Below are 25197 nucleotides of genomic sequence, written 5' to 3' on the forward strand. Positions count from 1 at the left end.
ACTTGCGCAGTTTCGGGAACAGGTCGGAAAGCTCCTTGTTGCCCATGAGCCCTTCCGGCCGGAACTGCATCAACAAAATCAGCAGCAGGGGGATGACCACCCACTTCCACACGTCGAGGAAGCGCAGGGCCTCCATGAGCACCGTGAACAGCACCGCCGCCAGGGCCGTGCCCGAAAGCGAGCCCATGCCGCCCAGGTAGACCATGACCATGATCTCGGTGGAGCGCATGATGTCGAAGCTCTGCGGATTCACGTAGCCCAGGATGTGGGCGTACAGGCCGCCCGCCAGGCCCGCCAGGCCGGAGGACAGCATGAAGGCGATGAGCTTCATGCGGTTGGTGTCCACGCTCATGATCTCCGCCGCGATCTCGTCCTGGCAGATGGCGGGAACGCCCTTGCCAAGGGTGGAGGACACAAAGCGCCGGAGCAGCCAGACCGAGAACAGGGTGCCCAGCATGGTGAAGATGAGCACCCAGGGGATGTCGAGCACGGACTTCATGCCCACTTCCGTGGCGCTCATGCCCATGAAGCCTCTCGGCCCGCCGATGATCTCCATGTTGTTGATGGCCGAGATGACGATGTAGTTGGCCGCCAGGGTGATGATGGCCAGGTAGTCGCCGCGGGTCTTGAACGAGGGCACCGCCACCACGAGACCGGCCACGGACGCCACAAGGGAGCCGGCCAGCAGGGCCAGGGGGAAGCCGATGAAGGTCATGGACGGCGGCAGAAGCGGCGCGCCCAGGATGGCGTTCTTGCTGAACATGAGCACCGTGCACAGGGAGGACACGTAGGCCCCCACGCACATGAAGCCGCCGTGCCCGCAGGAGAACTCGCCCATGTAGCCGTTGACCAGGTTCAGGCTGGTGGCCAGGATGATGTTCACGCCCATGAACATGAGCACGGACACGTAATAACGGTCGAGGACGTTGAACTGGGCCAGCACCGCAATGAGCGCGATGAGGGCGAAAACGCCGATGGTGACGGTATGTTTCTGCATGCGCGCGTCCTGCCTAGATCTTGGTGGTCTGCGCCACGCCGAAGATGCCCGTGGGTCTGAGCCAGAGGATGATTAAGAGCACCGAGAAGGCGAACAGGTCGCGCAGGGTGCTGGGGAAAACGGCGACAACGCCGATTTCGATGAAGCCGAGCAGGAAGCCGCCCACGATGGCGCCCCGGATGTCGCCGATGCCGCCGACAACCGCCGCGATGAAGGCCTTCCAGCCGATGAGCGCGCCCATGTAGGGCTCGAGGATGGGGTAACTCATGGCGAAGAGGATGCCCGCCAGACCGGCCATGCTGGAACCCAGGATGAAGGTGAACACGATGATGGTGTCCAGCGGGATGCCCATGAGCGGGATGGCGAACTTGTCGTAGCTGATGCCGCGCATGGCCATGCCGATCTTGGTCTTGGTGACGATGAACTGCAAAAGCAGGAACACCGCGATGGCGGCCACGATGACGATGACCTTGAGGTTGGTGACGGAAATGCCGCCGCCCAGGTCCCACACCACCTTGTCGATCATGTCCGGGAAGCGCTTGCGGCTGGCGCCCAGCAGGGCCAGGTTGCCGTTCTCAAGCATCAAACCGGCCATAAGCGCGGTGATGACGACATAAAGCCGGTTGGCGCCCTTGCGGCGCAGGGGCCGGTACATGGTGCGCTCAAGCGCCACGCCCACCAGGGAGGTGAGCACCATGGTCAGGGGCACGGTGATGGCAAGCGCCAGGGCCGGGTCCATGCTCAGGCCGAGCGGCACGCCGCCCGTTCCCAGAAGCGACACCGCCACGAAGAACGCGATGTACGCGCCGACCATGAAGATGTCGCCGTGGGCGAAATTGATGAGCCGGAGCACGCCGTAGACCAGGGTGTAGCCCAGGGCGATGAGGGCGTAGAAGCTGCCGAACTGCAACGCGTTCAGGATATGCTGAAAAATTTCCACCGGGGGCACCTTGGCTTTGAGAGTGAAGCTTGCGCGCGGGCCGTTAGGGGGTCCGCCGTCCCGGCGGTGCTGAATCTGACGGGCTGTCCTTTGCGCAAAACGAGGCGGGCGGGGGCCAAAACGGCCCCCGCCGCGCGGTATCACCTATGCGTCTACTCGGGGCAGACGCTTTCCTTGAACTCGAACTTGCCCTCGGGGCTGATCTGGACGACCACGGCGCACTTGTTGGGGTCGCCGGTGCCGGCGAACTTCATGTTGCCGGTGATGCCCGCGAATTCCTTGATGCCGGCCAGGGCGTCGCGCACGATCTTGCGCTCGGCCTTGATGTCCTTCTCGACCTTGCCGGCGGCCTGGATGGCCTGCAGCACAAGGCGGGTGGCGTCCCAGGTCAGGGCGGCCACGTCGTCCGGCACGTACTTGTACTTGGTGTTGTAGCGGTCGATGAATTCCTTGGTCGCGCCCTGGGCGCCGGCGGCGGCGTAGTGGGTGCTGAAGTACTGGCCGATGCAGTCCTTGCCGCACAGGGTCATGAGCTCAGCGGAACCCCAGGCGTCGGAGCCCATGAAGGGGCCCTTGTAGCCGAGGTCGTGGGCCTGCTTCACGATGAGGGCGACCTGATTGTAGTTGTCGGGAACGAAGATGAAGTCAGGCTTGGCGGCGATGATCTTGGTCAGCTGGGCGGAGAAGTCCTGGTCCTTGGTGCCGTGGGACTCGAAACCGACCACGCTGCCAGCGCCGCTCTTCTTCTCCCACTCGGCCTTGAAGATCTCGGCCAGGCCCTTGGAGTAGTCGTTGGCGATGTCGAAGATGACCGCGGCGGTCTTGGCGCCGAACTGCTTGGAAGCGAAGTTCACGGCCACCGGACCCTGGAAGGGGTCGAGGAAGCAGGCGCGGAACACCCAGGGGCGGTCCTTGGTGGTGTCGGGGTTGGTGGACCACGGGGTCACCATGGCGACCTGCGAGTCGTTGCAGGTGGCGCCGGCCGGGATGGCCTGCTTGGAGGAGTTCGGGCCGACGATGGCGACGACGTTGTCCTGGTTGATGAGCTTCAGAGCGGCGTTGACGGCGCTTTCAGCCTTGGCTTCGTTGTCCTGGTAGATGAACTCAAGCTTGTACTTCTTGCCGCCCACTTCCAGGCCGCCCTTGGAGTTGATGTCCTCTTTGAGCATCTCGGCCGCGAACTTCGAAGCCTCGCCGACCTTCGGGATGTCGCCGGTCAGCTCGAGGTTGAAGCCCACCTTGATGGTGTCACTGTCCTTGCCGCAGCCCAAAAGGGCGAGAGAGCCCAGGGCCAGGGCGAAGATCGCCACAAGCACCTTGCCGGTCATCTTTTTCATCCGTTCCTCCTCACGAAAATTGTAAAAATCTGTGCAACCCAAACCGCATTTCCTCATCTAACCCAAACGGAAATGGAGTTCAAAGGGTTTTTTCCAACCAGCGGGGCGTCTGCCCGCGCGCCGAATATTATTCTCCGGCCATACGCCGCACACCGCGTTGCCTGTGGTTGAGAATTCGTGTATTTCACTTGCCGCTTGGCGAAATTTCTTGCCATACCACGGAGCCCTCATGTCTGAAAAAGCTGTACGCAAAGTATTGGAGCACGCCCGCGAAGGCCTGCGCGCCCGCGAGGCGTTCTTTGAAGAAAACGCCCAGGCGCTGGTGGACATCGCCCGCGTCATGGCCCTCACCCTCACCGAGGGCGGCAAGATATTGTTCTGCGGCAACGGCGGCAGCGCCGCCGACAGCCAGCACCTGGCAGCGGAGTTCGTGAACCGCTTCAAGCTGGAGCGCCCGCCCCTACCCGCCATGGCGCTGACCACCGACACCTCCATCCTCACCGCCATCGGCAACGACTACGGCTTCGACCTGGTGTTCGTGAAGCAGGTGCAGGCCCTGGGCCTGGCCGGAGACATCCTGATCGGCATCAGCACCTCCGGCACCAGCAGAAACGTCATCGCCGCCCTGCGCGAGGCCAAGACCCGCGGGCTCGTCACCATCGGCATGTGCGGCTCCATGACCGGTGAGATGGAGCCCCTGTGCGACCACCTCATCAGCGTGCCCAGCAAAGACACCGCGGTCATCCAGGAAGTGCACATCGCTGCAGGGCACATGCTCTGCCACGTGGTGGACCACTTTCTGTTCGAGGCCGTGATGGAGCTGGGCCAGGGCTAGGCCCGCCAGCTGGCCGGGAGGCAGGCATGCTCAAGGCGCTCATCGTCGAGGACGAACAGGTCAACCGCGAGTTCCTGCTCCTCGCCCTGAAACCGCACGCCGCCTGCACCGCCGTGGGCACGGGCGAAGCCTGCCTGCGCGAGCACCAGCGCGCCCTGGCTTTGGCCGCCCCCTTCGACCTGATCTTCCTCGACATCATGCTGCCCGGCATCGACGGCCTGCGGACCCTGGAGCAGCTGCGCGCCACTGAGGACGCCTTTGACCTGAGCGAGTCCGCCCGGGCCAAGGTCATCGTCACCACGGTGCTGAACGACCACAACACGGCCTCGCGCGCATTCATCCACGGCCACGCCGCCTCCTTTCTGACCAAGCCCTTCCGCGCCCGCGAGCTCATGGACGAACTCTCCACCCTCGGCTTCATCACCCCCGATACGCTTGGCAAGCCCGCAGCATGAACGGACAGCGCTTTCTCTCCCCCCTGGACAACGTGGCCGTGTTCATAGCCACACTCGGGCCAATCGGCCGCCTGCCCAAGGCGCCCGGCACCTGGGGCAGTCTGGCGGCCACGGCGGTCGCACCCTGGTGTTTCATGCCGCTGCCCCTGCCCGCGCGGCTGGCCGCCTTGGCGCTGGTGCTGGGCCTGGGGGCCTGGGCCGCAAGCCGGGCCGAAGAAGCCCTGGGGCGCAAGGACCCCGGCTGCGTGGTGGTGGATGAACTGCTGGGCCAGTGGACGGCCTTCGCGCCGTTTCATCTTGCGGGCTGGGACCAGTCCATGCCCCTTGACCTTTTGACCCTCTTCGCCCTGTTCCGGCTTTTCGACATCCTGAAGCCCTGGCCCATCCGCGCCGTGGACCGCGGCGTGCCCGGCGGCATCGGCGTCATGCTCGACGATCTGCTGGCCGGAGTCTTCGCCGCCGGGGCCTTCGCCCTGCTGCGCCTGTTCATCTAGCCGCAAACCCGGCGCGTTCCCCATTCCTCTCCGCCTGCCCGGCCGGACGCACAGCCAAACTCCAGGCTTTTCCGGGCGTGCGCCCATGCAAACGGATCCCCGCCGCCTTTGCCCCGAACGCTTCTGCTGGCCCTGCACCAGGCATTCGAGGGCCATGCGCCCGGCCACTCGCTGGCAGGCGGACGCAAAAAAACCGCCGCTGCCCGGGGGCAACGGCGGTTCGTAAAGGCGGAAGAGACGGAACTAGTTCTGGAGCTTGAATTCGTCGCGGCGGTTCTTGGACCAGGAAGCCTCGGTCTTGCCGGCCTCAAGCGGACGCTCCTTGCCGTAGCTGACGATGGTCATGCGGCTGTCGGGGATGCCCAGCTGATTCAGGAACTGCTGTGCGGCCTTGGCGCGGCGCTCGCCCAGGGCGAGGTTGTACTCGCTGGTGCCGCGCTCGTCGCAGTGGCCTTCGATGACGATGTTGAACAGGGAGTACTTCTTCATGGCCTCGGCCTTGGCGTTCAGCACGTCGCGGCTTTCCGGGGTCAGTTCGAAGGAGTCAAAGGCGAAGAAAATCATGTTTCCGAGGTCGCGCTGGGCCTGCTCACGCATCTGGGCGCGCATTTCGTCCTCGGTGAGGCTGCGGGACGGGGCGGGCTTGCTCTGCCAGTCAGTGTCCTTGTCCGAGATCTCGACCTTGGTGGCCGAGGCGGGCATGGAGTCCGTGGTCTTCTTGGCGCAACCGGCGCCCAGGGCCACCAGCATGCACATCATCAAAATGCTACCGAAAAGACGTTTGGCGTTCATGGTTCCTCCTTCAAATTCCGTTGCGCTCAAGCGCGCGTTACAGAGCCTTCCGATATTCTTCTACATGAGTCTGCGTGTTTGTCCAGGGGCGCATCTTCCGCCTGTTTAACACGAAATGCAAGAGCCTTTTTGACCGCCTAATCAAGAGCCGGTGCAACGCCCCAGGCCGGAGCCATGGCGTCGCCCGCGCCGGTGGGTATCTGCTTGGCCGGATCGCCGTAGCGCGTGGTGACGAAGATCTTGGTGCCGCCGTTGCGGCTGGAGGCGAAGGACACGAAGTAGCCGTCCGGGTCGAAGCTCGGATCCTCGTCGTTGCCGGGTCCGAAGGTAATCTGCCGCTCCTGGCTCGCCACAAGGTCGCGCATGAAGATGCGGTGCCCGTCGCCTGTCATGCGCGCGAAGACCAGAAAGCGCCCGTCGGGGCTCAAGGACGGCCTGGTGTTGTAGTTGCCCTCGTAGGTGATGCGCTCCACCGCGCCGCTGTCGCGATTCAGGAGGAAGATCTGCGGCCCGCCCAGGCGGCCGGAGCAGAAGGCCATCTTGCGGCCGGAAAGGTCGAAGCTGGGGGAGACGCTGATGGCCCAGCTGGGGGCCAGGGGCTGGCCGGGGTTCATGTCCTTGTCCAGCAGATAGATGTCCGGGTGGCCGTTTATCGACAGGGAAATGGCGATGCGGCCGTCCGGGGCGAAGGTGGGGCTGATGGCCACGTTGCCGCCGAACTTGCGCAGGCGCGAGAAACGCTTGGCGCGATCCCAGATGCCCAGGCGGTGGCCTTTGTCGGAGATGTTGGTGTAGGCCACGTAGCGGCCGTCCTTGGACCAGGAGGGGCTGACGTTGAAGCCGCCGTCATTGGTGATCTGGGTGATGCCCCGGCCCAGCGCCGAGCCCGTGAACAGCTCCTTGCCTCCGTTGACCTTCTTGGAGAAGGCCAGGGTGGAGTCGAAGAAGCCGCTCTTGCCGGTCAAGACGCGCATGAGCTGGGCGGTGAAGCGGTCGGCCACCAGGGCCACGCCGGAATCGTCCACCTGGCTGTACGATTTACCCACCAGGAGCTTGCGCGTGTAGGTCTCGTACACGCGGGCCTCTATCTCCTGGCCGTGGGCGCCCACGGTCATGACCAGATCAATGCGGCCCAGCTGCAGGGGCTTGAAGTCGATGTCGTCGGCCTTGAGGCCCTTGCTCGGATCGCCGCCCAGGATCTCGTTCATGTAGGCCAGGCGCAAAAACGGCAGGTAGCTGATGTCGCTCTGCACCGTCTCGGCGAAATTCTTGGCCAGGGCGCTGCTGCCGGGGCCGCCGGGGCCGCGCGCGGGCAGCACAAGGATGTTCACCTTGTTCTGGCCGGGGCCGAAGATGTCGACGGACATGGCGTCGCCAGCGCGTGCGCCCTCGGTGAACAGCAGAACCAGGAGGCAGGTCAGTATCCAGGTCTTCAGTTTCATTTTGCTCACAGATTGCTGAAGTTACTTCAGCACGTCCTGAAGGTTGAAGGTGATGCGCAGGGTGTCCAGGGACTTGACGCGCGGGGGCGGCAGGGTCTGGGTTTCGGCCACGGCGCGCATGGCCGAGTCGTCGAACCCGGCCTTGCCCGAGGGCGTGACCACCTTGGAGCTCAATATCTTGCCCTGCGGATCAATCTTGATTTCCAAGGTCACGGCCACATTGGTCTCCGTGCCGAAGGTCTGGTAGCGCCAATTTTTGCGGATGATCTGCTTCACGATGTCGCCGTAGACGCTCATGAGCCCGGTGCCGGTGCCACCGGCGCCCGTGCCCTTGCCGCCTCCGGCTCCGCCGGGGCCGGTGCCGCCCGCGGTAAATATGTTGCCGCCGGTGGACTTGCGCAGCGCGGCCAGCTCGCCCGCCACGGGGTCGGGCTTGGGCTCGGTGGCCTTGGCGGTCTTGCCCTTGGAGGAGACGTCCTGCTTCACGTCCTGCAGGGCCTGCTTCAGCAGCTCCTCCTTGGTGGGCTTCTTCTCCTCGGGCTTTGCGGGCTTGGGCGGGGTCTTGTCTTCCTTCTTTTCTTCCTTCTTCTCCGGCTTCTTCTTCTCGTCCACCTTTTTCTCGCTGATGGCCTTGGCGTCGTCCACCTTGGGCGTGGGCTTGGGCTCCGGCTTGGCCTGGGCGGGCGCGGGCGGAATGGGCGCGGCCTGGGCCTGCTGCTCCTCGGGCTGGCCCTCGGCCAGGGCCGGGGGCGCGCCAGCGGCCTCGCCGGTCTCGCCCGCGGCCGGATCCTCGGAAGGATTCAGCGACACGAGGTCGACCGTGTACATGGGCTTGTCCATGTCCAGCTTGAGGTTGGCGCTTAAGTTAAGCATGGCCAGCACCACAAGCGTCGCATGCAGCGCAAGCGAGAGGAAGAAGCTGGTGGATCGCCTGGATTCCTGCACTGCAAAAACCTCGTAAGCCTAGGGCTTCTTGGCCTTGTCGCCAGTCTGACCAGAGGGCTGGCCAGAGGGCTGGCCGGCGGGCTGGCCGGGAACGTTCTGTTCGCTCGATTCGGCCACGATGCCGAGCTTCTCGATGCCCACGCTCTTGATCTCGCCCATGACCTTGACCACCACGCCGTAGGGCACTTCCTTGTCGGCGCGCAGGTACAGCTGCTTGTGCTGCGAAACAACCAGATTCGTCAGGTGGTTGCGCAGGTCGTCGAAGGGGACGTTGTATTCATCCAGGAAGAGCCCGCCGTCCTTGTTCACGGTCAGCACCAAGTGGTCGCTGCCGGCTGGCAGGGTGCGCACGCTGCGCGTCTTGGGCAGGTCCACGTCCACGCCCTGCGTCAGCATGGGCGCGGTGACCATGAAGATGATGAGCAGCACCAGCATCACGTCCACAAAGGGCGTGACGTTGATCTCGGCCATATAGCCGCGCGGGCCTTTGCCTACGCTTGCGCCCATGACCGCCCCCTAGTGGTTCCGGGTGCCGGAAGCCGACGTCCCCGAAGCCCACGAAACCTCGCGCTCCACGCGATTGAGGAACGCGCCCGCGAAATTCACCAGCTCCGTCTCCACCTCGCCCAGCATGGCCAGCAGGTAGTTGTAGGCGATGGTGGCCGGAATGGCGACCACAAGGCCGATGGCCGTGGTGACCAGGGCCTCGGAGATGCCCGGGGCCACGGTGGCCAGCGCGGCGCTTTGCGAAAGGCCGATGGAGTGGAAGGCGTGCATGATGCCCCACACCGTGCCGAAGAGGCCGATGAACGGGGCCGCGTTGGCGCAGGTGGCCAGGAAGGAGAGCGAGCTCGACAGGCGCTTCATTTCCTCGCTCACGCCCTGGCGCAGCACGCGGCGCAGGGTGTCCTTCACCAGCATGCGCTTGCGGTCGCGCTCAATGTCGGCCTTCTCCAGCTTGCGGAACTCGCCCACGGCGAGCAGGCCCACGCTGCTCAAAGGCGAACCCTCGTCGCGGCTGATGGCCGACAGGCCCTCGGAAAGGTCGCTGGCGTCGTTGAACAGGGCGTAGCCGCGGCTGACCTGTTTCTTGGTGCGGTTGTACAAGATGAGCTTGTGGAAGATGATGGTCCAGCTCCACAGGGACATCATGGTGAGAAACACCAGGACGACCTGCACGCCCAGGGTGGCCCCCAGCATCATGCCCAAGAATCCGCTTTCAGGAATCATGCGTCTGTCTCCTTCCACTGTGCGCGGCCGGCCGGGTGTGGCCGGGGCGTATTGCTGACGAAAAAACTAGCGCCCGCCTCGGCAGCGCTCCACAATGGCCCAGGCGTTCATGGTGGCCTGGGCGATCTCTTCCTGAGTCAGGCCCGCGCCCATGCCCACCTTGTGGCGCAAATCGCGCGACACGAGGTCGCCCGGGGCGTGGGCGTCGTTGTCGATGACGAGTTTGGCGCCGAAGCGCCGGGCCAGGGCCGCAACGTGGCCGTTGGCGTAGCTGTGCCCGCGCCGGGTGGTGATCTCAAGGGCCACGCCGTACTCCGCCGCAAGCTTCACTTCCACTTCGGTGATGAGCCCGGGGTGCGCCAGGACGTCCACGCGGGCCTCTATGGCCGCGAGGTTGGTGCCCTGGGCCACCGGCTCCACAACGGTCTCACCGTGGCAGACCACGATCTGCGCCCCGGCGTCGCGCGCCATCTGGACGAAATCGGCCATGAGCGCCGGGGGCACATGGGTCAGCTCCACTCCGGCCAGCACTTCCATATCGAAGTAATGGGCGTAGGGGCCGGTCAGGCGGCGCACATTGTCCAGGATGAGGGAGATGTTGCTGGCGTCGGCGTGGTCGGTGATGGCGATGGCGCGGTACCCGGCCACCTTGGCCCGGCGGATGAGCTCGGCCGGGATCAGCTCGCCGTCGCTGAAGGTGGTGTGGGTATGCAGATCAATCATGTGCGCCCTCACATCTTGTATTTGAGGTCGTCGGGGGAAAGATTCTCCAACTCGTCCGTCCACTTGTCGCGCTCCGCGCCGGAGAACTCGGCCCTGGCGCTCTCCAGGGTGCGCGTGCCCGCCTCGGCCAGCACGGACTCGGACACCAGAATGGGCACATTCAGGCGCGCGGCGAGCGCAATGGCGTCGGACGGGCGGCAGTCCACCCGCTCGGTCTTGCCCGCTTCGCCCTCGCGCGTCGCAAGCACCAGCTCGGCGTAGAAGGTGCCCTCGCGCAGGGCCACCACTTCCACGGCGGCAAGGCGCGCGGCAAGGGCCGCCACCACGCGGCCGATGAGGTCGTGGGTCATGGGCCGGGGCGTCTCCACGGCGTTGATGGCGAGAGAGATGGCCATGGCCTCCACCGGACCGACCCAAATGGGCAAGGCCAGATCGCGGGCTTCATCCTTGAGGATGACCACCGGCGACTGGGCCTTCTCGTCCACGGCGAGGCCGAAAATCTTCATCTCTACCACGGCTGGCCCACCTTTTCCCCAATCAGGGAGTGGTTCTTGGCCTCCACGATGCGCGCGCGCACCATGAGTCCCGCCAACTCACGCCCGCCACCACTTTCGCCACCACACGAGTCTGGCGCGCACCCGTCCAGACGGATGTTCACCACCTGCCCGGCTTCGTCGCGCCCGCGCCAGGAGGTCGCGCCTTCGTCCTGTCTGCGGCTCTTCGCCTCCAGCAAAACGACGGTTTCCCGACCCTCAAGGCTTTTTAGAGATTCTTTAGTAATGCCATTTTGCAAAGACTGCAAGCGCAACAGGCGCTCCTGGGCCACGGATTCCTCGACCTTGGGCGTCATGCGCACGGCGGCCACGCCGGGCCGGTCGGAATAGCGGAATGAGAAGCTCGACTCGAAGCGCACGCGCTCCATCATCTCCAGGGTGGCCTGGAAATCCTCCTCGGTCTCGCCGGGGAAACCCACGATGAGATCCGTGGTGAGCGCGATGTCCGGCCGGGCGGCGCGCAGCTCGGCCACGATTGCGAGATATTTTGCGCGATCGTACTTGCGGCCCATGCGCTTCAAAACCGCGTCGCTGCCCGCCTGCAGGGGCAGGTGCAGGGAGGGGCAGAGGTTCGGAAGCTCGCCGAAAGCGCGGATGACCGCGGGGTCGATGTCCTTGGGGTGCGAGGTGGTGAAGCGCAGGCGTTCCAGACCGGGGATGGCCGCCACCTGGCGCAGCAGCTCGGCGAAGCCCACCCCGCCGCCGGTGGCGTCGCCCGCGTCCTTGCGCGAGGGATCCAGGCCGTAGCTGTTCACGTTCTGGCCCAGCAAGGTGATCTCCCGCGCGCCCTGCTCCACCCGGGTGCGGCACTCGTCCAGCACGGCGGACGCGGCGCGGGATTTCTGGCGGCCGCGCGTGTAGGGCACGATGCAGTAGGCGCAGAAGTTGTCGCAGCCCTGCATGATGTTCACGAAGGCCTGGGCCGGGCCGGCGTCGGGCTCGCCCGCGTCGGCGTCGAAGGCAGGCGCTGGCGCGGGCGCACTGGCCAGAGGCTTCAGCACGTCCTCGCGCTCCGGGTAGGCGGCGAGGAAATCGAGCAGTGCGATGCGCGCCTTGGAATCTTCGGCCAGCTGCTCCAGGGCGTCCGGAGCCCCAGCGATGCCGTCCGACCCGAAGACCAGGCGCACAAAGGGAAAGCGGTCAAAGAAACCCCGCCCGATCTGCTGGGCCACGCAGCCGCCCACCGCCGCCGTGAGGCCTGGCTTTTTGCGCTGATAGGCCGCCAATCGGCCGAGCTCGCTGTAGACCTTCTGCTCCGGCTTGTCGCGCACGCTGCAAGTGTTGACCACGAAGAGCCAGGCGTCTTCCTCCGCCGCCTGCCGCCAGCCGCGCGCCACCAGGGCGCGGGCCAGCCAGTCGGAATCGCCCACGTTCATCTGGCAACCGAAGGTGATGATATGAAAGGTCTTGTCCAAGGAGGGCTCCGAAAGTGTTTCAATCAGACGCGCGGCAGCGTTCGGAAGCGGGCATAGACCCCTTCGCGCCGCAGGTCAACGCCTGGAAAAAGACCCGCGATGAGACACGGAGCGGGCGAAACGGCGCAAAACCGCCTTCCCCGCCCGCATCCCCGGCCAAGCGGCCCATTCAATTCTGGCGTTTGACGAAAAATGGCAAAAACATCGGCACGCGCCGGGCGTAGTCCGCCCAGACCGGCCCCAGGTCGCGGCGCAGCCTACGTTCCTCAAGCAAGGTGCCGATGACCATGTACAGGCAGCCGAACAGGGAAAAGACAAGGCCGCCCAAAGTTTGCGAGGGCATGCAGGCCAGGAACAGGATGCCCCCGGCATGCATGGGATGGCGCACCAGGGCGTAGGCGCCTGTGGACTTGAAATCCTTGTGGATGTCGCGCTCGTCGGGCACGCGGCCGCGCAGCATGTCGGCCAATTGCGGCAGGCCGAGCATCTTGAGGCCCGCCACGCTCACCGCCGCCCAGGCCAGCAGGCCGAGCCCCGCGGCCTGGAGCGCATGCAGAACATACTTCGGCGCGCCCTCAAGCGCCCACAACACCTGCGGCAGGTCCGGCTCCTTGGCCAGCACCAGCCAGAAGGTCCACAGGCTGATGACCGTGTACACGAAGGGATACAGGGCGTAGCGCGGGCCAAGGGCCACTTCCAGGGCCGCCTTGAGCCGGCGCGAGGCCGTGACGCTGTGCAGCACGCCCCAGCCCGTCCACAGGCCGAAGACATAGGCCGCGTCGGCCAGGACTTCCGGGGGCAGGCCTCCCGACAGAAGAGGAGCGGGCGTCACGCGGCGTCGCCCTGTTCCGGCGGCAGGCCGGGCAGCCAGGCGTCCAGAAAGTTCAGCACGGCGCGGGCGTTTTCCTCCACGGGCTTCAGCGCGTCGAGGACGCACTCGGCCTCGGGGTTCTCCTCATAGTCCACATCCACGCCCACCACCTGGCCCAGGCCGGGCACGGGCGCGCCGGTGCGCTTGCGCACCAGGGCCTTCTGGTACATGCCGGGCATGACGTAGGCCTTGTGGTGCGCCTGCTGCGCGCCGCGCACGGCCTCGCGGCGCATGGCCTCGGGCAGGGGGCAGCGCACCAGCACCTCGGCGAAGCGCGCGATCACGGGGCGCGCCGCCTCGCGCATGGCAAGCTTGTGGGCCGTGGCGTCGATGATGACCCCGCGCCCCTGCGCCGTGAGTTCTGCCGCCTCGCGCACGATGAGATCGTAAGCCTGGGCGCGTTCCTCGGCCGTGTACTGCGGATGGGGAAAATAGGCCCGCCGCCGCTCGTCCATGGCCAGCAGGTCCGCCTCCACGCCGCGCGCGGCAAGCTCCGCGCGCACGGCGCGGGCGATGGTGCTTTTGCCGCACCCGGGCAGACCGGTGAACCACAGGGCCCAGCCGGGGCTCGGTGTCGTGTTCATGCCTGGGCCTCCCTTTTCATCCGGCTCGCTCATCCGCCTGCTCGCACATCAGTCGGCTCGTTCATCAAGATACCGGTTCACGTTGCGCCAGTCGAAAACCTCATCCTCCAGCACGCGGGCGATGAAGCGCAGGAGCGCGCGGCGCACTGGCTCGGGATGGTTAGGATACCATTCGGGCGAGACGATGACCAGCCCGCGGAATACGAAGAAAGGGGCCAGGGCCCGCAGCATGTCCGCGTCATTGCTGGCCGCCAGGTAGTCCTCAAAGAGCGCGGTCCACAGCTCGGCGAAGGGCCCCTGAAACAGGGGGCCGGGCCGGGCGGCGTCCGGGTTCTGCAACAGGCCGAAGAGCAGATAGTTGGCGGCAAGCGAAGCCACGTCGCTGGCGGGCTCGCCCCACTCGCCCCGGCTGCGGTCCAGCACGGAGAAATCGCGGTCTTCCTTGTCGGGCCCGTCCACCAGGATATTCCAGGGATGCACGTCGCCATGCACGGCGGAAAGCCGGTGGGCGAAGCCGCGCAAGCGCCAGCGCCAGTCGATGAGCCGCTTCTCCAGCCGTATGAAGTCCGCGTCGGGCATGAAGGCGCAGGGGTGGGGGAAGGCCTCGTCGACGAGGCCCATGATGCACTCGCTGGCGCCCAGCAGGTTGCGCACGTGGCGGTAGTACAGGTCCGGGTCGTCCTTCTTTTTGGCGTGGATCTCGGCCAGCCAGCGGGCAAGGCTTTTGGCCATGTCCAGATCCGCCGGGCGGTAGTCGCCCCGGCCGATGCGCTCCAGGTCCAGGAAATAGTCGTAGCCCTCGAGCTTCTCGTTCATGATGAAGAACTCGCGCGGCTCGGCCACGGGGATGAGGCGGTTCGCCGCGTCCACGTAACCCAGGCCCATGGGCCGCACATGGCGCGGCAACAGGGCGGAGGTCTCGAACTGGAACATGAGGATGGCGGCGCGGTCCCAGTAGAACTGGTGGCCGTACTTGTCGCCGCGCATGACGGACAGCACGCCCTCGCGGGGCTCGCCGTCCACGCTGAAGCGCACCAGCAGGGGCTTGCCGTAGCCGAAGCGCTTGATGCCCTGCTTGTCCAGGGTGCCGATGGCCCCCAGGTCCGTGAGGACCGCGCCAGGCCCGAAGGCCCGGCGCAGGTACTCGGAGACGCTTTCCGGCTTCAGGTCGATCATCGTGACCCTCCCTACCGGTTCTTGCGCCCTGGGAGCCGTGCCGCTGTGCGGCAGGCGCGGACGCGGTGCAGACCCGGCGGGATGCCGGGCCAAAGGCCGCGCAGCCTAGATGCTGCGGCCGAAGTGGGTCGTGAGGCTCTGGTTGAAGGCGTCCATGGTGAAGCTGTGCTCCTGGGTGCCCTTCTTGGCCACGCAGAAGGCCGCGCACACGCTGCCCAGCTCCGCCGCCTGGGGCAGGCTCTGGCCCAGGCACAGGCCCTTCAGCATGCCCGCGCGGAAGGCGTCGCCCGCGCCCGTGGGATCCAGGGCCTTGTCCACCTTCACCGGCGCGACCTTGGTTTCCTTGGTCCCCTCGGCGATGATGCTGCCCTGCTCGCCCAGGGTGGTGACCAGCGCGCCCGTGCGCTTGAGCAGCTCCGCGCGGGAGAAGCCCGTGGCCTTCATCACCAGCTCCAGCTCGTAGTCGTTGGTGCACAGGGCGAAGGAGCCTTCGATGGCCTCGGCCATCTGCGCGCCGGAAAGGGCGGTGATCTGCTGGCCCGGATCGAAAATGTAGGGGATGCCGGCCTTCTTGAAGTAGGCGGGCAGTTCGATCATGTCGTTCACGTTGGTGGGCGAAACGATGCCCATCACCGGGCCCCCGTGCTTCTGCGGGAAGGCGTAGCCGCAGCGCTCGCGCATGGCGCCGGGGTTGAAGCCGGTGATCTGGTTGTCAGTCTCGTCGGTGGTGATGTACGCCCCGGCGGTGAACTGGCTGTCCACGATGCGCACGCCCTCAAGCGGCAGGCCCAGGCCTTTCAGGCGCTCGGCATAGGGGGCGAAGTCCTTGCCCGCGCAGGCCAGGATCAGCGGCTTTTCGCCCAGCATGGACAGGTTGTAGGCGATGTTGCCCGCGGTGCCGCCGTAGTATTCGTTCAGGCCTTCCAGCAGGAAGCACACGTTCAGAATGTGGATCTTGTCCGGCAGGATGTGGTCGGCGAATTTGCCGGGAAAGTTCATGATGCGGTCAAGGGCCAGGGAACCGGCGACGTAAAGCTGCATGAATCCTCCAGATATGGCGGGCCGCAGCCCGCCGGAATGTGTGGCGTCCGGGGTTACGACGGCCGGGGCGCGGTCTCGTCCGCTATCCAGCGCAGAAAATCGGGGTTGCCCTGAGTGATGGGCAGGGCCACCACGCACGGGCACTCGTAGCTGTGGGCCGCGGTCAGGGCGCTCGTCAGGGCCGGAGCCAGCTCCTCGGTGGTCTTGAGGAGGAGCACGGTTTCCTCGGCCTGCTCAAGCTTCCCCTGCCACCAGTACAGGGAACGCATGCCCGGCAGGATGTTGGCGCAGGCGGCCAGCCGTCCCTCCACCGCCAGCCGGGCCAGGTTTTCGGCCTCCTCCAGGCTGGGGGCGGTGACGTAGACCAGCATGGTGGTTACCGGCGCAGTGTCGGCCGGCGCCATGCTGGTCGGCGCGGTGTTCACCAGCTGCGCGGCCATGGCTCGCCTACTTGCCGCCGCAGAGGAGCTTGGCGCCCGGCTTGGCCGTGGCCAGGTACTCGGCCACGGTGGTCACGTCAGCGTCGGAGAGCTTGGCCCCGTTGCTCTTCATGCGCTCCACGGTCTGCAGCCAGACCTCCGGGGTGCGGTTGCCCAGCTTCTCGCAGATGCGCGCGGTGCTGTGGCAGGCGGAGCAGCGTTCCGCCGTCATTCTGCCCGCGCTGGCCTGGGCGAAGACCATGCCGGCGAACATGAGCAGGACATAGGAGCCAATGGCGAAGATGACGAGCTTTTTCAAGGTGCTGCCCTCGTGCTGATGCGTTGCGCGGGGTGTGGCGCGCGCCGCCCCCGCATCTCCGGTTTCAATCACACTTCATGGCGTCTGGCAACACGAAATGCGGGCGCTGGCCGGGGGCCTGCGGTCAGGCAAGGGCCGTGCGCCCCCACGGGCGCCCTGCCCGCTCTTGCCTCCCACGGCGGCGGATGCTACCCACGCCTGAAAATCGCGCTCCGGCGCGAGCCCCCTGGCACACAGCGCAAAGGAGCCCGCAGCACATGTCCGCCACGCCCGCCAAGGCCCCGGCAAAACCGCCCAAGAAGCAAAGGGAACGCGCCCAGGCCGTGTTCGCCATCCTGGCCGCGCGCTACCCCGCGCCCGCGCCCATGCTGGACTTCAAGGACCCCTGGGGCCTGCTGGTGGCCACGGCCCTGGCCGCCCAGTGCACCGACGCCCGCGTGAACAAGGTGACGCCGGAATTTTTCCGCCGCTGGCCCACGATAGCCGACCTGGCAAGGGCCGACGTGCGGGAGATTGAGGAAGTGGTGCATTCCACGGGCTTCTACCACAACAAGGCCAAGAACCTGAAGGCTGCGGCCGAGCGCATCATGGCCGTGTACAATGGCGAGGTGCCGCGCACCATGGCCGAGCTCATCACCCTTGGCGGCGTGGCCAGAAAGACGGCCAACATCGTCCTCGGCAGCGCCTTCGGCATCAACGAGGGCATCGCCGTGGACACCCACGTGACGCGCCTGGCCTTCCGCCTGGGCTTCACCGAAAGCCGCGACCCCAGAATCATCGAACGCGACCTGATGCCGCTTTTCGACCGCTCCCAGTGGGCGGACATCAACCATTACCTGGTGTTTTACGGACGCGAGGTGTGCGACGCCCGCAAGCCGAAGTGCGACGCCTGCCCGCTGGCCCATCTTTGCCCCAGAAAAGGACTCCCATGACCCACGACCCGACGAACGACCTGACGACCGACCTGACGAACCTCGGCCAGTTCACCATCCACGCCACGGACGGCCAGGCGCGCCGCGCCAGCCTCACCACGGCCCATGGCGTCATCCAGACGCCCATCTTCATGCCCGTGGGCACCCAGGGCAGCGTGAAGGCCCTTGCGCCCGACGACCTTGAAAACGCCGGCGCGCAGATCATCCTGGGCAACACCTACCACCTGTACCTGCGCCCGGGCGACGAGCTCTTGGCCCGCAAGGGCGGCCTGCACCGCTTCGCCAACTGGACCAAGCCCATCCTGACCGACAGCGGCGGCTTCCAGGTCTTCAGCCTGAAGGAAATCCGCAAGCTCAGCGAGGACGGCGTGGAGTTCCGCTCGCACCTGGACGGCAGCAAGCACTTCTTCTCGCCGGAAAAGGTCATGAGCATTCAGAACAACATCGGCTCGGACATCATGATGGTGCTGGACGAGTGCGTGGCCTACGGCGCGGACTACGACTACACGGCCAAAAGCCTGGAGCTGACCACCCGCTGGGCCAAGCGCTGCCGCGAGGCCCACCCGAAGCACAAAAACGGCCAGCTGCTCTTCGGCATCAACCAAGGCGGCTTCTTCAAGGACCTGCGCGAACGCAGCCTGGAGCAGCTGACCGAGATCGACTTCGACGGCTTCGCCATCGGCGGGCTTTCCGTGGGCGAGAGCATCCCGGAGATGTACGACATGCTCCAGCACATCGCGCCGCTCATGCCCGCGGACAAGCCGCGCTACCTCATGGGCGTGGGCACCCCGCTGGACATCCTGGAGGGCATCGGGGCCGGGGTGGACATGTTCGACTGCGTGCTGCCCACCAGAAACGCGCGCAACGGCACACTCTACACCAGCCGGGGCAAGGTGAACATCCGCCGGGCCGAGTACCGCGAGGACGACAGCCCGCTGGACCCGGACTGCCAGTGCTACACCTGCCGCACCTTCAGCAAGGCCTACCTGCGGCATCTCTTCGTGGCCGGTGAGATCGTGAGCTACCGGCTGAACAGCCTGCACAACATCGCCTTCTTCCTCACCCTGGTGCGCCAGGCGCGGGAGGCCATCGAGCAGGGCCGCTTCGCCCAGCTCAAGGCGCGCTACGTGGACGTGTTCGCCCCTGGCAACGGGGACGGCATCAAATGATCCGCAAGGCCCTGGGCTTCCTGCTCAAGGTCTGGGGGGCGTTCAGCCTGCTGGCTGTGCTTCTGGGCGGCGCGCTGCTGCTTACGGCCGGGTGGTGGCTGCCGGTGAACGACGAGCTGAAGCCCGCCGACGCCATCGTCCTGCTCGCCGGAGATCCTCGCCGGGCGCGCCACACCGCCGACCTCTACATGCAGGGCCTGGCCCCGGTCATTTATACCGGCCGCCCGGCCTATGAGCCGGATGAACCCGGCGAGCCCCTGGCCCCGCCCTTCATGCCCGAGGAGGAGCGCATCCGGCTGTACCTGATCGCCAAGGGGGTGCCGAAGGAAGCCGTGGTACTCTATGGCCAGAATCTGCTCAGCACCGTGGACGAGGGTGAGCACCTGGCGCGCCTGCTGCCGCCGCAGGCCAAGACCGTCATCGTGGTCACCTCGCCCTACCACTGCCGCAGGGCCAAGATCATCCTGAGCCGGCTGCTGCCCGGGCGCGAGCTCATCTTCTCGCCCCCGCCGTACGAACGTTTCGAACCCAAATGGTGGACGCACCAGCCCTCGGCCCGACAGGTGCTTTTAGAGAGTGCCAAGTTCCTGTTCTATTACCTGGGCCGGCCCTTCCGGGCGGAGGAAGCCACGCGGCAAGGCGACCCTGGCCAAACGGGCGAGGCCGGGCGGCTGGACGGCGCAACGCAGCCCGCCGCCACGCGGCAGGCCGGGTAATAAGCGGGGAGTATGAAGAAAGGCGGGGGGCGGAGCGTCTAGCTCTTGGGCTTGCACTCCGGGCACTGGCCGTAGAGGTCCATCTTGTGCCGGGCCAGGCTGAAGCCGTACTTGGCGGCCAGCTCCTCCTGCCTGCGCTCGATGACCTGGTCCACGATCTCGATGGTGCGGCCGCAGTCCTCGCAAATGAGGTGGTCGTGGTGGTCCACGCCGAAGTGCGGCTCATAGCGGGTGATGCCGTCGGCGAAGCTCACGGCCTCCGCCAGGCCGCAGCCCGCCAGAAGCTTCAGCGTGCGGTACACCGTGGCCTGGCCGATGCTCGCGTCGCGCTTCTTGACCTTGGCGTATAATTCCTCGGATGAGACGTGTCCCGGCTCCAGCAGAAAGATGTCCAGAATCAGCCGGCGCTGCGGGGTGATCTTGAGGCGATGCTCCTGGAGATAGGAGGTAAACGCCTGATGCGGTGTCAGTCGGTCCGTGGAGTCTTTTATAGGGCGCATGTGGTGCCTCTTATGGAATGCCCGGCGTTTCTGTCAATCACGAATGGCCCTGCGCGGCGGTTTTCCCGTCTTGACAAGCACCCACCCCTGGGGTGTATTGACGCCGCGCGTAAGTTCCGCGCGCACTGCAACAAAAAGGGCTGGTCATGCTGGAACTTTCCCTGTGGGTTTTAGGAGGCGTGTTCGTGCTTGGCCTTGTGGCCTGCCGCCTGGCGCGCAAGCCCAGAAAACAGCACGACATGGAACTCCTGGACTTCGACTTCGACAAAAGCAAGATCTACGAGAAGGACGGGCGCAAGTTCCCGTTCTCTTACTGATTTCTACTTCCCGCCGCGTTCGCGGATGGCTTCCAGTTCTCGCGTCCGCGCCGCCTCGGTCTTGAGGGCGGCGGCTTCCCTGCGCGCAAATTCCGCCAGGGTAACGTTGGCCGCGCTTGCCCGCACGGCCTCGGCAAAGGCCGCGAACAGCGGCTCCACGCCGGGGTGCATGACCATGCCCCCGCACTCCCCGCCATCGCCGCATATGGCCAGCACGTCCAGCACCTCGGCCATACGGATGTTCTCGGCCGAGACGGCCAGGCCGTAGCCGCGCGCGTCCTCCTCGCCCAGGGGTACGGTCATGCCCGCGTCGGCCAGGGCGGCCAGGGCGTCCACCACCACATCCTCGGGCAGGCGCAATTCGCGCGACAAGGCCTCCGTCGAAAGCGGCGAAAGCCCGGCCTCGAAGCGCGCGGCGATGTGCGTCAAGGCCGCCGCCGCCACCTTCTGGCGCGAGAGCGGGCTCAAGCGCTCGGAAAGTCCCCGGCGCACAAAGGTGTGCAGGTGCTGCATAGCGTAGGAAAGCTCCGCGCCAAGCAGCACGATGATCCAGCTGATGTACAGCCAGACGAGGAACAGCGGCAGCTGGGCGAAGCTGCCGTAGATGGCGTTGTACTTGGTGAAGCCTATCTGCCAGTGGATGTACAGCCACTGGGCCGTTTGCCACAGGGTGCCCGCCACCATGCCGCCCACGATGGCCGATTTGAGCCGCACGCGCGTATTGGGCACAAAGGCGTACACGAAGATGAAGCCCACCCACACAAGCGCCAGGGAAACAAGCTTGAGCAGGAACTTCTCCAGCCAGTCATAGCCGGGATTGCTGACGAACTCGTGCACCAGGTCGAGCTTCTGCACGGCAACGGTGAAGCTGGCGGCCACCAGCACGATGATGGGGCAGATGACGATGACGGAGAAGAAATCCGTGAACTTGCGCCAGCTGGTGCGGCCGCGTTTCACGCTCCAGATGGTGTTGAAGGCGCGCTCCACATTGCCCACGGTGGTGAACACGGTGATCAAAAGCGTGGCCACGCCGATCCAGCCCAGGGTCTTGACGTTGGTGTTGGCGATGTACTGGAGGATCTTGTCCACCACCTCCGCCCGCCCGGCGGAAACGCCCATGAGGAAGTCGCGGAAGAAGTCCGCGTTCTGCAGGCCGAAGCCCTTGGAAATGGAGAACGCCACGGCCAGAAGCGGCACGATGGACAGGATGGTGGTGAAGGTGAGGGCCGAGGCGCGGATGATGCAATGGTCGGCCAGGAAGCCCGTGCTGACCATGTAGACGAGCCGCGACACCGCCAGCACCCACCGGCGCAGACCCACGGCGGCGTCGATGTCCTTGGCCCAGATGTCGTGGCGGAAGTGGCGCTCCACCCTGCCTTTCATGCCCGTGCGTCCCTGCCCTGTCATGCCTGCTCCTCCCGGCGCCGCGCCCGCCTGGCTAGAAAAACTGCTAGAAAAGAAGATCCTTGAAGAACTTTATGGGTTTAAGCGGTATGCCCAGCAGGCTCTTGATGGTGTTGCTGATGAGGGTGCCCGTGGAAATCTCCATCTCCGGATCCTTCAAGCGCCCGAAGACCTTGATAGGCACCACGGGCATGCCGGTCATGTTCACGGCCAGGTTCACGTTGATCTGGTCCTCCGCCGGGGAGAAGCGGCCCTTGCCCGTCACGGCCATGGTCGGCGCGTCCAGGCGGAAGTCGTCGGAGCGGAACCAGCCCTGGCTCACCCGGAGCTTGGCCGAAGCCAGGTTGAAGGGCGAGCCCGGCTTGTGGCCCGGCAACGGACCCGGAGCCTGGCCCGGCTGCTGGCTTTGCTGCTGGCCCTGCTGCATGGAGGCGGCCCCGGAGCGCCGCGGCTGCGGGGCCGTACTCTGCGGTTGCGGGGCCTCCGCCGCGCCGGAAAGATAGTAGGCGCCGTCGGTGATCTTGATGCTGCCCAGACCCTCCAGGGTGCGCATGACCTCAAGGTCCGTGGCGCCCGTGCCGGTCACGTCCAGGAACAGGTCGGCCTTGCCGGTGACCAGTTCCTTGCCCGTCCAGCCGAGCATGAACGGTCCAGCCTGGTAATCCTTGATGGCCACGGCCAGCCGGGTCTGCATGGCGTTGCCCTGCACCTGGGCCGAAAATTCGCCCGTGAGCGTGCCGCCGTAGAAATTGCCGCCAAAGGGCTTGAGCAGCAGTTGCCCGCCCCCGGCGCGCGCCGTGGCGCGGAAGTCGCGCGTGGTCACGCCCCGGTACTTGAAGCTGCGCAGGGCCACGCTGCCCTCCAGGTTCAGGTCGCGCAGGGCGTCCACGGGCAGGGCCTCCGGCGTGGGCGGCGTGGGCGGCGCGCCGCGCTTGGGAACTTCCGGCGCGGGCAGGTAGCGGTCCAGGTCGAAATTGCCGCCGGAAACGGTCACACTCTGACGCGGGGCGTCGAAATTCTGCACTGCGTAGGAGCCGCGCAGAGGCATGTCGTCCAGCTGGCCTGAGAAGTTGGCCAGGCTGGCCCCCTTGCCCGAGAGGGTCAGGTCGCCCTCGCCCGAAAGCCGCTGCAGCACGCGCCGGTCCGAGGCCTTTGGCACGCGCAGATCAAGCGCGGCCAGCACGCGCTTGGGGTCGCCGTCCTGGCAACGCAGACGTCCGGCCAGCGCCCAGTCCGCGCCCAGCACCTTGGTGCCGTTCACCGCGCCGCCGACGTTGACGCCGCAAGCCTGCACCGAGGCCGAGGAAAGATTCAGGGTCTGGGCGGAAAAGTCGAGGGCGCCACGGCCGTTGAAGCTGGCCTCGTTCTCGCGCTTGGGCAGGAACCAGCCCTTGAGCCTGCCGCTCGCATTGGCCCCGGTCAGGAGCACTTTGCCGCCCTTCTGGCCGCGCAACAGGCCGGACACGCGGCCATCCAGATTCAGCAGGGGCTTGGTGCCCACGGCGGAAAGCCCGGCGTCCATCTGCAGGGCCCAGTCGGCATCGGCCACAGGCGCGGGAGTGAAGCGCGCCTGCGCCTGGAGCGAGGAAAAGAACATCCGCTTTGGCGAGCTTGCGGCCTGGTTCGCAGCCTGGCTGGCTGACTGGCCCGCGGACGCGCCCTTGGCCTGCGCCTTGCCCGCAGTAACGTCCGCCGACCAGTCGAGCACCGACGAGGCCAGACTGACCTGCACATCCGCCACGGCGCGGCGCACCACATGCGGCAGCGTGGCCGTAAGCGCGGCCTGCACGGGCTTGGCCTCGGCCTTGGCGCGCAGATCCATGCGGCCGCTGGTGGCGAGGCCGGGCTTGTTCAGCCACGAGACCTGCCGGGCATCCACCCCCAGCATGGAGAGCGAGCCGGACCAGCCGAGCACGGGCGCGCCCGCACCGGACAGGAGCCTGGGGTCGCGCGGGCCCTCGCCGAAGACGGCTGAAAGCTCAGCTGAGGCGCTGCCGCCCTGAGCCTTCACGGGTTTGATCTGCGCCTTGTGCACGCCCGCCGCGCCCCGCCATTCCACCTGGGCTCCCTGCGCGGCCACGCCCGCGAGCTTCAGGCTCTCGGCCTTGATGTGGCCGGCGCCATGCACGGCGCGCAGATAGTCCAGGGGCAGGTCGGCCACCACCAGCGGCGGGCTGGTGGCGTTGGAAGTGAAGGCTGAAATGAGCGCGTCGGCGTCCAGCTGATTGGCCGCGATGTCGAAATCAAGCCCGGTGCCGTTGTCGAAGCCCATGCGCGCAAAGCCCTTGAGCTGCGAGTTGTCCAGGCTGAAGCCCGGCGTTTCGAACACCAGCTTGTTCACGTCGGCGGAGATGTTCAGCGGGCCGGAAGCCGTGTTCAGCGCTCCCTGGTAATCATGGGCGATGGTGCCCGGCCAGTAGGCGTTGAGCACCGAACGCGGGCTGAAGCGCCCCAGCTGCAGCTTGGCCTCCAGGTGGAACATCTCGGTCACGTCCAGGAAGGTGATCTCCCCTTCCACGTCATAGCCCAGGATGCGCAGGCGCGTTTCGGACAGCTTGAGGTGCTTTCCGCCGCCCTCCACGCTCAACACCGTGGAAAGCCCGGCCCTGGGCGCGGTCTTGGGCATGAACACGCCGCCCACCTCGGCCTGCACGGCGGTCTCGGTCAGCAGCGGGCCGGGATCGGCGGCGCTCCAGTGCAGCTTGCCGCTGCCGTTCAGCCGCGCGGTAAGTCCTGGCCGAGGCCAGTAGAAATCGAGCGACACGGTGAAGGGCAGGGCCTTGCCGGACTCGATGCGCCCGGTGCGCAGGTCCACGTCGGTGGTGATGTAGCTGTGGTTGTGGGCGTGGTCGTCCAGGCGGATGTTGCCGTCGGTCAACTGCAGGCCGCGCACCGTGATGCGCCGGAAAAAGTCTCCGACCTTTTCCTGGGCGTCCTCCTGCTTGCGCAGATGCTCGGCCAAACCCTCCCAGTTGCCGCGCCCCTCCGCGTCCATGGTCAGCACGATGCTGGCGTTGTCCAGCTCAACCGTGTCGAACACCAGGCGGCGCTGCAAAAGCGGCAGCACGCGGATGCGCGCGCTGATGCCGCTGGCCGTGAGCAGGGGCGTTTCGCCGAAGCGGGGATCGTTGCCCAGGCTGAAGCCCTTGGCCTTGAGCCCGAACCAGGGGAAGAAGCTCAAGGAGAGGTCGCCGTCCAGGCGCGCTGTGCGGCCCGTGGCCTCCTCCACCAGCTGCGCCAGCTCGTGACGGAACTCTGGCGTGCGCAGGTAGCGTGACGCCCACCACACGGCCGAGCCGCTGGCGATGCCGAACAGGCCCAGACAGCACAGGAGGAGGACGAGAAGTTTCTTGCGCATGGTCTCCGTTCTCGGGACGCCGGATTGCGGGCGGCCGCCGCCGGGAGAAGCTCTCCAGACGCGGCATTGCCGTACGTACGGCCCGGCTTAAGGCATAGCCGCTTTGGGCTGGCCCCGCAAGCATCCCAGCCGGAAGGCGGATTCACGCCTGCTGCGCCGGCCGGGCGCGTTCCGCAGTCAAAACGCAAAAGATGGGGGGGAAATCCGCCGCAAGGCCGGGAAGGCTCGCGAC

Annotated in this window: 27 protein-coding genes; 7 read left to right on the forward strand and 20 right to left on the reverse strand. The window is 66.2% G+C overall.

The annotated features are described in order from the left end of the window. From VN419_RS02395 to VN419_RS02405, 3 genes are all read right to left on the reverse strand, one after another. On the reverse strand, positions 1–997 hold a 997-nt coding region (locus tag VN419_RS02395), incomplete at its 3' end, for a branched-chain amino acid ABC transporter permease (RefSeq protein WP_325644057.1). Positions 998–1010: 13 nt separating this feature from the next. Further along, complete coding sequence (locus VN419_RS02400) at positions 1011–1937, reverse strand: branched-chain amino acid ABC transporter permease (RefSeq protein ID WP_325644059.1); 927 nt, start codon at positions 1935–1937, stop codon at positions 1011–1013. Between the two features lie 152 nt (positions 1938–2089). After that, complete coding sequence (locus VN419_RS02405; protein ID WP_414652907.1) at positions 2090–3265, reverse strand: ABC transporter substrate-binding protein; 1176 nt, start codon at positions 3263–3265, stop codon at positions 2090–2092. Between the two features lie 238 nt (positions 3266–3503). On the opposite strand from VN419_RS02405, the gene VN419_RS02410 reads away from it, so the two are divergent. From VN419_RS02410 to VN419_RS02420, 3 genes are read left to right on the forward strand one after another with little or no spacing between them, the layout of a single operon-like run. After that, positions 3504–4109, forward strand: a complete 606-nt coding sequence (locus tag VN419_RS02410) for a D-sedoheptulose 7-phosphate isomerase (RefSeq protein WP_325644063.1) — start codon at positions 3504–3506, stop codon at positions 4107–4109. Between the two features lie 26 nt (positions 4110–4135). Further along, positions 4136–4564, forward strand: coding sequence for a response regulator transcription factor (locus VN419_RS02415; RefSeq protein WP_325644065.1), 429 nt, complete (start codon positions 4136–4138; stop codon positions 4562–4564). Continuing rightward, entirely contained in the window at positions 4561–5058 is a 498-nt protein-coding gene (locus VN419_RS02420) for a phosphatidylglycerophosphatase A (RefSeq protein WP_325644067.1), read from the forward strand. Before VN419_RS02415 ends, VN419_RS02420 begins: the two co-directional genes overlap by 4 nt. A 243-nt stretch (positions 5059–5301) precedes the next feature. On the opposite strand, the gene pal is transcribed toward VN419_RS02420, so the two are convergent. The 14 genes from pal to VN419_RS02490 form a co-directional block, all read right to left on the reverse strand. Next, positions 5302–5850: a peptidoglycan-associated lipoprotein Pal gene (gene pal / locus VN419_RS02425; RefSeq protein ID WP_325644069.1), complete on the reverse strand. Its 549-nt coding sequence runs from the start codon at positions 5848–5850 to the stop codon at positions 5302–5304. A 137-nt stretch (positions 5851–5987) separates the two neighbouring features. Continuing rightward, positions 5988–7292, reverse strand: coding sequence for a protein tolB (locus VN419_RS02430; RefSeq protein ID WP_325644071.1), 1305 nt, complete (start codon positions 7290–7292; stop codon positions 5988–5990). Positions 7293–7313: 21 nt separating this feature from the next. After that, on the reverse strand, positions 7314–8237 hold the full coding sequence (locus VN419_RS02435) for a TonB family protein (protein WP_325644073.1): 924 nt from the start codon (positions 8235–8237) through the stop codon (positions 7314–7316). A gap of 18 nt (positions 8238–8255) precedes the next feature. Continuing rightward, positions 8256–8744, reverse strand: a complete 489-nt coding sequence (gene tolR, locus VN419_RS02440) for a protein TolR (RefSeq protein ID WP_325644075.1) — start codon at positions 8742–8744, stop codon at positions 8256–8258. 9 nt (positions 8745–8753) lie between these two features. Then, a complete protein-coding gene (locus tag VN419_RS02445; RefSeq protein ID WP_325644077.1) occupies positions 8754–9467 on the reverse strand; it encodes a MotA/TolQ/ExbB proton channel family protein in 714 nt (237 codons plus the stop codon). A gap of 66 nt (positions 9468–9533) precedes the next feature. After that, positions 9534–10190 carry a histidinol phosphate phosphatase domain-containing protein gene (locus VN419_RS02450; protein ID WP_325644079.1) on the reverse strand — a complete coding sequence of 219 codons (657 nt, stop codon included), beginning with the start codon at positions 10188–10190 and terminating at the stop codon, positions 9534–9536. Positions 10191–10198: 8 nt separating this feature from the next. Beyond that, on the reverse strand, positions 10199–10696 hold the full coding sequence (locus VN419_RS02455) for a bifunctional nuclease family protein (RefSeq protein WP_325644110.1): 498 nt from the start codon (positions 10694–10696) through the stop codon (positions 10199–10201). Positions 10697–10698: 2 nt separating this feature from the next. After that, on the reverse strand, positions 10699–12159 hold the full coding sequence (gene miaB, locus VN419_RS02460) for a tRNA (N6-isopentenyl adenosine(37)-C2)-methylthiotransferase MiaB (protein WP_325644081.1): 1461 nt from the start codon (positions 12157–12159) through the stop codon (positions 10699–10701). Between the two features lie 169 nt (positions 12160–12328). Next, positions 12329–12991 carry a hypothetical protein gene (locus VN419_RS02465; protein ID WP_325644083.1) on the reverse strand — a complete coding sequence of 221 codons (663 nt, stop codon included), beginning with the start codon at positions 12989–12991 and terminating at the stop codon, positions 12329–12331. After that, the gene (locus tag VN419_RS02470; protein WP_325644085.1) at positions 12988–13614 is read right to left on the reverse strand and encodes an adenylyl-sulfate kinase; all 627 of its coding nucleotides are present in this window, start codon (positions 13612–13614) and stop codon (positions 12988–12990) included. Before VN419_RS02470 ends, VN419_RS02465 begins: the two co-directional genes overlap by 4 nt. 48 nt (positions 13615–13662) lie before the next feature. Beyond that, the gene (locus VN419_RS02475; protein ID WP_325644087.1) at positions 13663–14790 is read right to left on the reverse strand and encodes an aminoglycoside phosphotransferase family protein; all 1128 of its coding nucleotides are present in this window, start codon (positions 14788–14790) and stop codon (positions 13663–13665) included. A gap of 105 nt (positions 14791–14895) precedes the next feature. Further along, positions 14896–15831: a carbohydrate kinase family protein gene (locus VN419_RS02480; RefSeq protein ID WP_325644089.1), complete on the reverse strand. Its 936-nt coding sequence runs from the start codon at positions 15829–15831 to the stop codon at positions 14896–14898. 53 nt (positions 15832–15884) lie between these two features. Beyond that, positions 15885–16271, reverse strand: a complete 387-nt coding sequence (cutA, locus tag VN419_RS02485) for a divalent-cation tolerance protein CutA (protein WP_325644091.1) — start codon at positions 16269–16271, stop codon at positions 15885–15887. A 7-nt stretch (positions 16272–16278) separates the two neighbouring features. Further along, positions 16279–16569 (reverse strand): hypothetical protein, encoded by a 291-nt coding sequence (locus VN419_RS02490; RefSeq protein WP_325644093.1) that lies wholly within the window; start codon positions 16567–16569, stop codon positions 16279–16281. A 257-nt stretch (positions 16570–16826) separates the two neighbouring features. On the opposite strand from VN419_RS02490, the gene nth reads away from it, so the two are divergent. Genes nth through VN419_RS02505 form a run of 3 tightly spaced genes read left to right on the forward strand, consistent with a single transcriptional unit; the run spans position 16827 to position 19386 of the window. Next, positions 16827–17501, forward strand: coding sequence for an endonuclease III (gene nth / locus VN419_RS02495; protein WP_325644095.1), 675 nt, complete (start codon positions 16827–16829; stop codon positions 17499–17501). After that, entirely contained in the window at positions 17498–18670 is a 1173-nt protein-coding gene (tgt, locus tag VN419_RS02500) for a tRNA guanosine(34) transglycosylase Tgt (RefSeq protein WP_325644097.1), read from the forward strand. The genes nth and tgt overlap by 4 nt, the downstream gene beginning before the upstream one ends. Then, positions 18667–19386: a YdcF family protein gene (locus VN419_RS02505; RefSeq protein ID WP_325644099.1), complete on the forward strand. Its 720-nt coding sequence runs from the start codon at positions 18667–18669 to the stop codon at positions 19384–19386. Before tgt ends, VN419_RS02505 begins: the two co-directional genes overlap by 4 nt. 38 nt (positions 19387–19424) lie before the next feature. Here the strand turns inward: VN419_RS02505 and VN419_RS02510 are convergent, their stop codons facing one another. Next, a complete protein-coding gene (locus VN419_RS02510) occupies positions 19425–19886 on the reverse strand; it encodes a Fur family transcriptional regulator (protein WP_325644101.1) in 462 nt (153 codons plus the stop codon). 146 nt (positions 19887–20032) lie between these two features. On the opposite strand from VN419_RS02510, the gene VN419_RS02515 reads away from it, so the two are divergent. Further along, positions 20033–20203 carry a hypothetical protein gene (locus tag VN419_RS02515; protein ID WP_325644103.1) on the forward strand — a complete coding sequence of 57 codons (171 nt, stop codon included), beginning with the start codon at positions 20033–20035 and terminating at the stop codon, positions 20201–20203. 3 nt (positions 20204–20206) lie between these two features. On the opposite strand, the gene VN419_RS02520 is transcribed toward VN419_RS02515, so the two are convergent. After that, a complete protein-coding gene (locus tag VN419_RS02520) occupies positions 20207–21610 on the reverse strand; it encodes a YihY/virulence factor BrkB family protein (protein ID WP_325644105.1) in 1404 nt (467 codons plus the stop codon). A gap of 43 nt (positions 21611–21653) precedes the next feature. Further along, complete coding sequence (locus VN419_RS02525) at positions 21654–24965, reverse strand: AsmA family protein (RefSeq protein ID WP_325644107.1); 3312 nt, start codon at positions 24963–24965, stop codon at positions 21654–21656. Positions 24966–25197 lie beyond the last annotated feature (232 nt).

Source organism: Humidesulfovibrio sp. (assembly GCF_035560995.1).
Classification (GTDB): Bacteria; Desulfobacterota; Desulfovibrionia; order Desulfovibrionales; family Desulfovibrionaceae; genus Humidesulfovibrio.

Coding starts and splice junctions, on each gene's coding strand:
- VN419_RS02405 (WP_414652907.1), bottom strand. CDS start 3,265: ATGACCGGCAAGGTGCTTGTGGCGATCTTCGCCCTGGCCCTGGGCTCT.
- VN419_RS02410 (WP_325644063.1), top strand. CDS start 3,504: ATGTCTGAAAAAGCTGTACGCAAAGTATTGGAGCACGCCCGCGAAGGC.
- VN419_RS02415 (WP_325644065.1), top strand. CDS start 4,136: ATGCTCAAGGCGCTCATCGTCGAGGACGAACAGGTCAACCGCGAGTTC.
- VN419_RS02420 (WP_325644067.1), top strand. CDS start 4,561: ATGAACGGACAGCGCTTTCTCTCCCCCCTGGACAACGTGGCCGTGTTC.
- pal (WP_325644069.1), bottom strand. CDS start 5,850: ATGAACGCCAAACGTCTTTTCGGTAGCATTTTGATGATGTGCATGCTG.
- VN419_RS02430 (WP_325644071.1), bottom strand. CDS start 7,292: ATGAAACTGAAGACCTGGATACTGACCTGCCTCCTGGTTCTGCTGTTC.
- tolR (WP_325644075.1), bottom strand. CDS start 8,744: ATGGGCGCAAGCGTAGGCAAAGGCCCGCGCGGCTATATGGCCGAGATC.
- VN419_RS02445 (WP_325644077.1), bottom strand. CDS start 9,467: ATGATTCCTGAAAGCGGATTCTTGGGCATGATGCTGGGGGCCACCCTG.
- VN419_RS02450 (WP_325644079.1), bottom strand. CDS start 10,190: ATGATTGATCTGCATACCCACACCACCTTCAGCGACGGCGAGCTGATC.
- VN419_RS02455 (WP_325644110.1), bottom strand. CDS start 10,696: ATGAAGATTTTCGGCCTCGCCGTGGACGAGAAGGCCCAGTCGCCGGTG.
- VN419_RS02470 (WP_325644085.1), bottom strand. CDS start 13,614: ATGAACACGACACCGAGCCCCGGCTGGGCCCTGTGGTTCACCGGTCTG.
- VN419_RS02475 (WP_325644087.1), bottom strand. CDS start 14,790: ATGATCGACCTGAAGCCGGAAAGCGTCTCCGAGTACCTGCGCCGGGCC.
- VN419_RS02480 (WP_325644089.1), bottom strand. CDS start 15,831: ATGCAGCTTTACGTCGCCGGTTCCCTGGCCCTTGACCGCATCATGAAC.
- cutA (WP_325644091.1), bottom strand. CDS start 16,271: ATGGCCGCGCAGCTGGTGAACACCGCGCCGACCAGCATGGCGCCGGCC.
- nth (WP_325644095.1), top strand. CDS start 16,827: ATGTCCGCCACGCCCGCCAAGGCCCCGGCAAAACCGCCCAAGAAGCAA.
- tgt (WP_325644097.1), top strand. CDS start 17,498: ATGACCCACGACCCGACGAACGACCTGACGACCGACCTGACGAACCTC.
- VN419_RS02505 (WP_325644099.1), top strand. CDS start 18,667: ATGATCCGCAAGGCCCTGGGCTTCCTGCTCAAGGTCTGGGGGGCGTTC.
- VN419_RS02510 (WP_325644101.1), bottom strand. CDS start 19,886: ATGCGCCCTATAAAAGACTCCACGGACCGACTGACACCGCATCAGGCG.
- VN419_RS02515 (WP_325644103.1), top strand. CDS start 20,033: ATGCTGGAACTTTCCCTGTGGGTTTTAGGAGGCGTGTTCGTGCTTGGC.
- VN419_RS02520 (WP_325644105.1), bottom strand. CDS start 21,610: ATGACAGGGCAGGGACGCACGGGCATGAAAGGCAGGGTGGAGCGCCAC.
- VN419_RS02525 (WP_325644107.1), bottom strand. CDS start 24,965: ATGCGCAAGAAACTTCTCGTCCTCCTCCTGTGCTGTCTGGGCCTGTTC.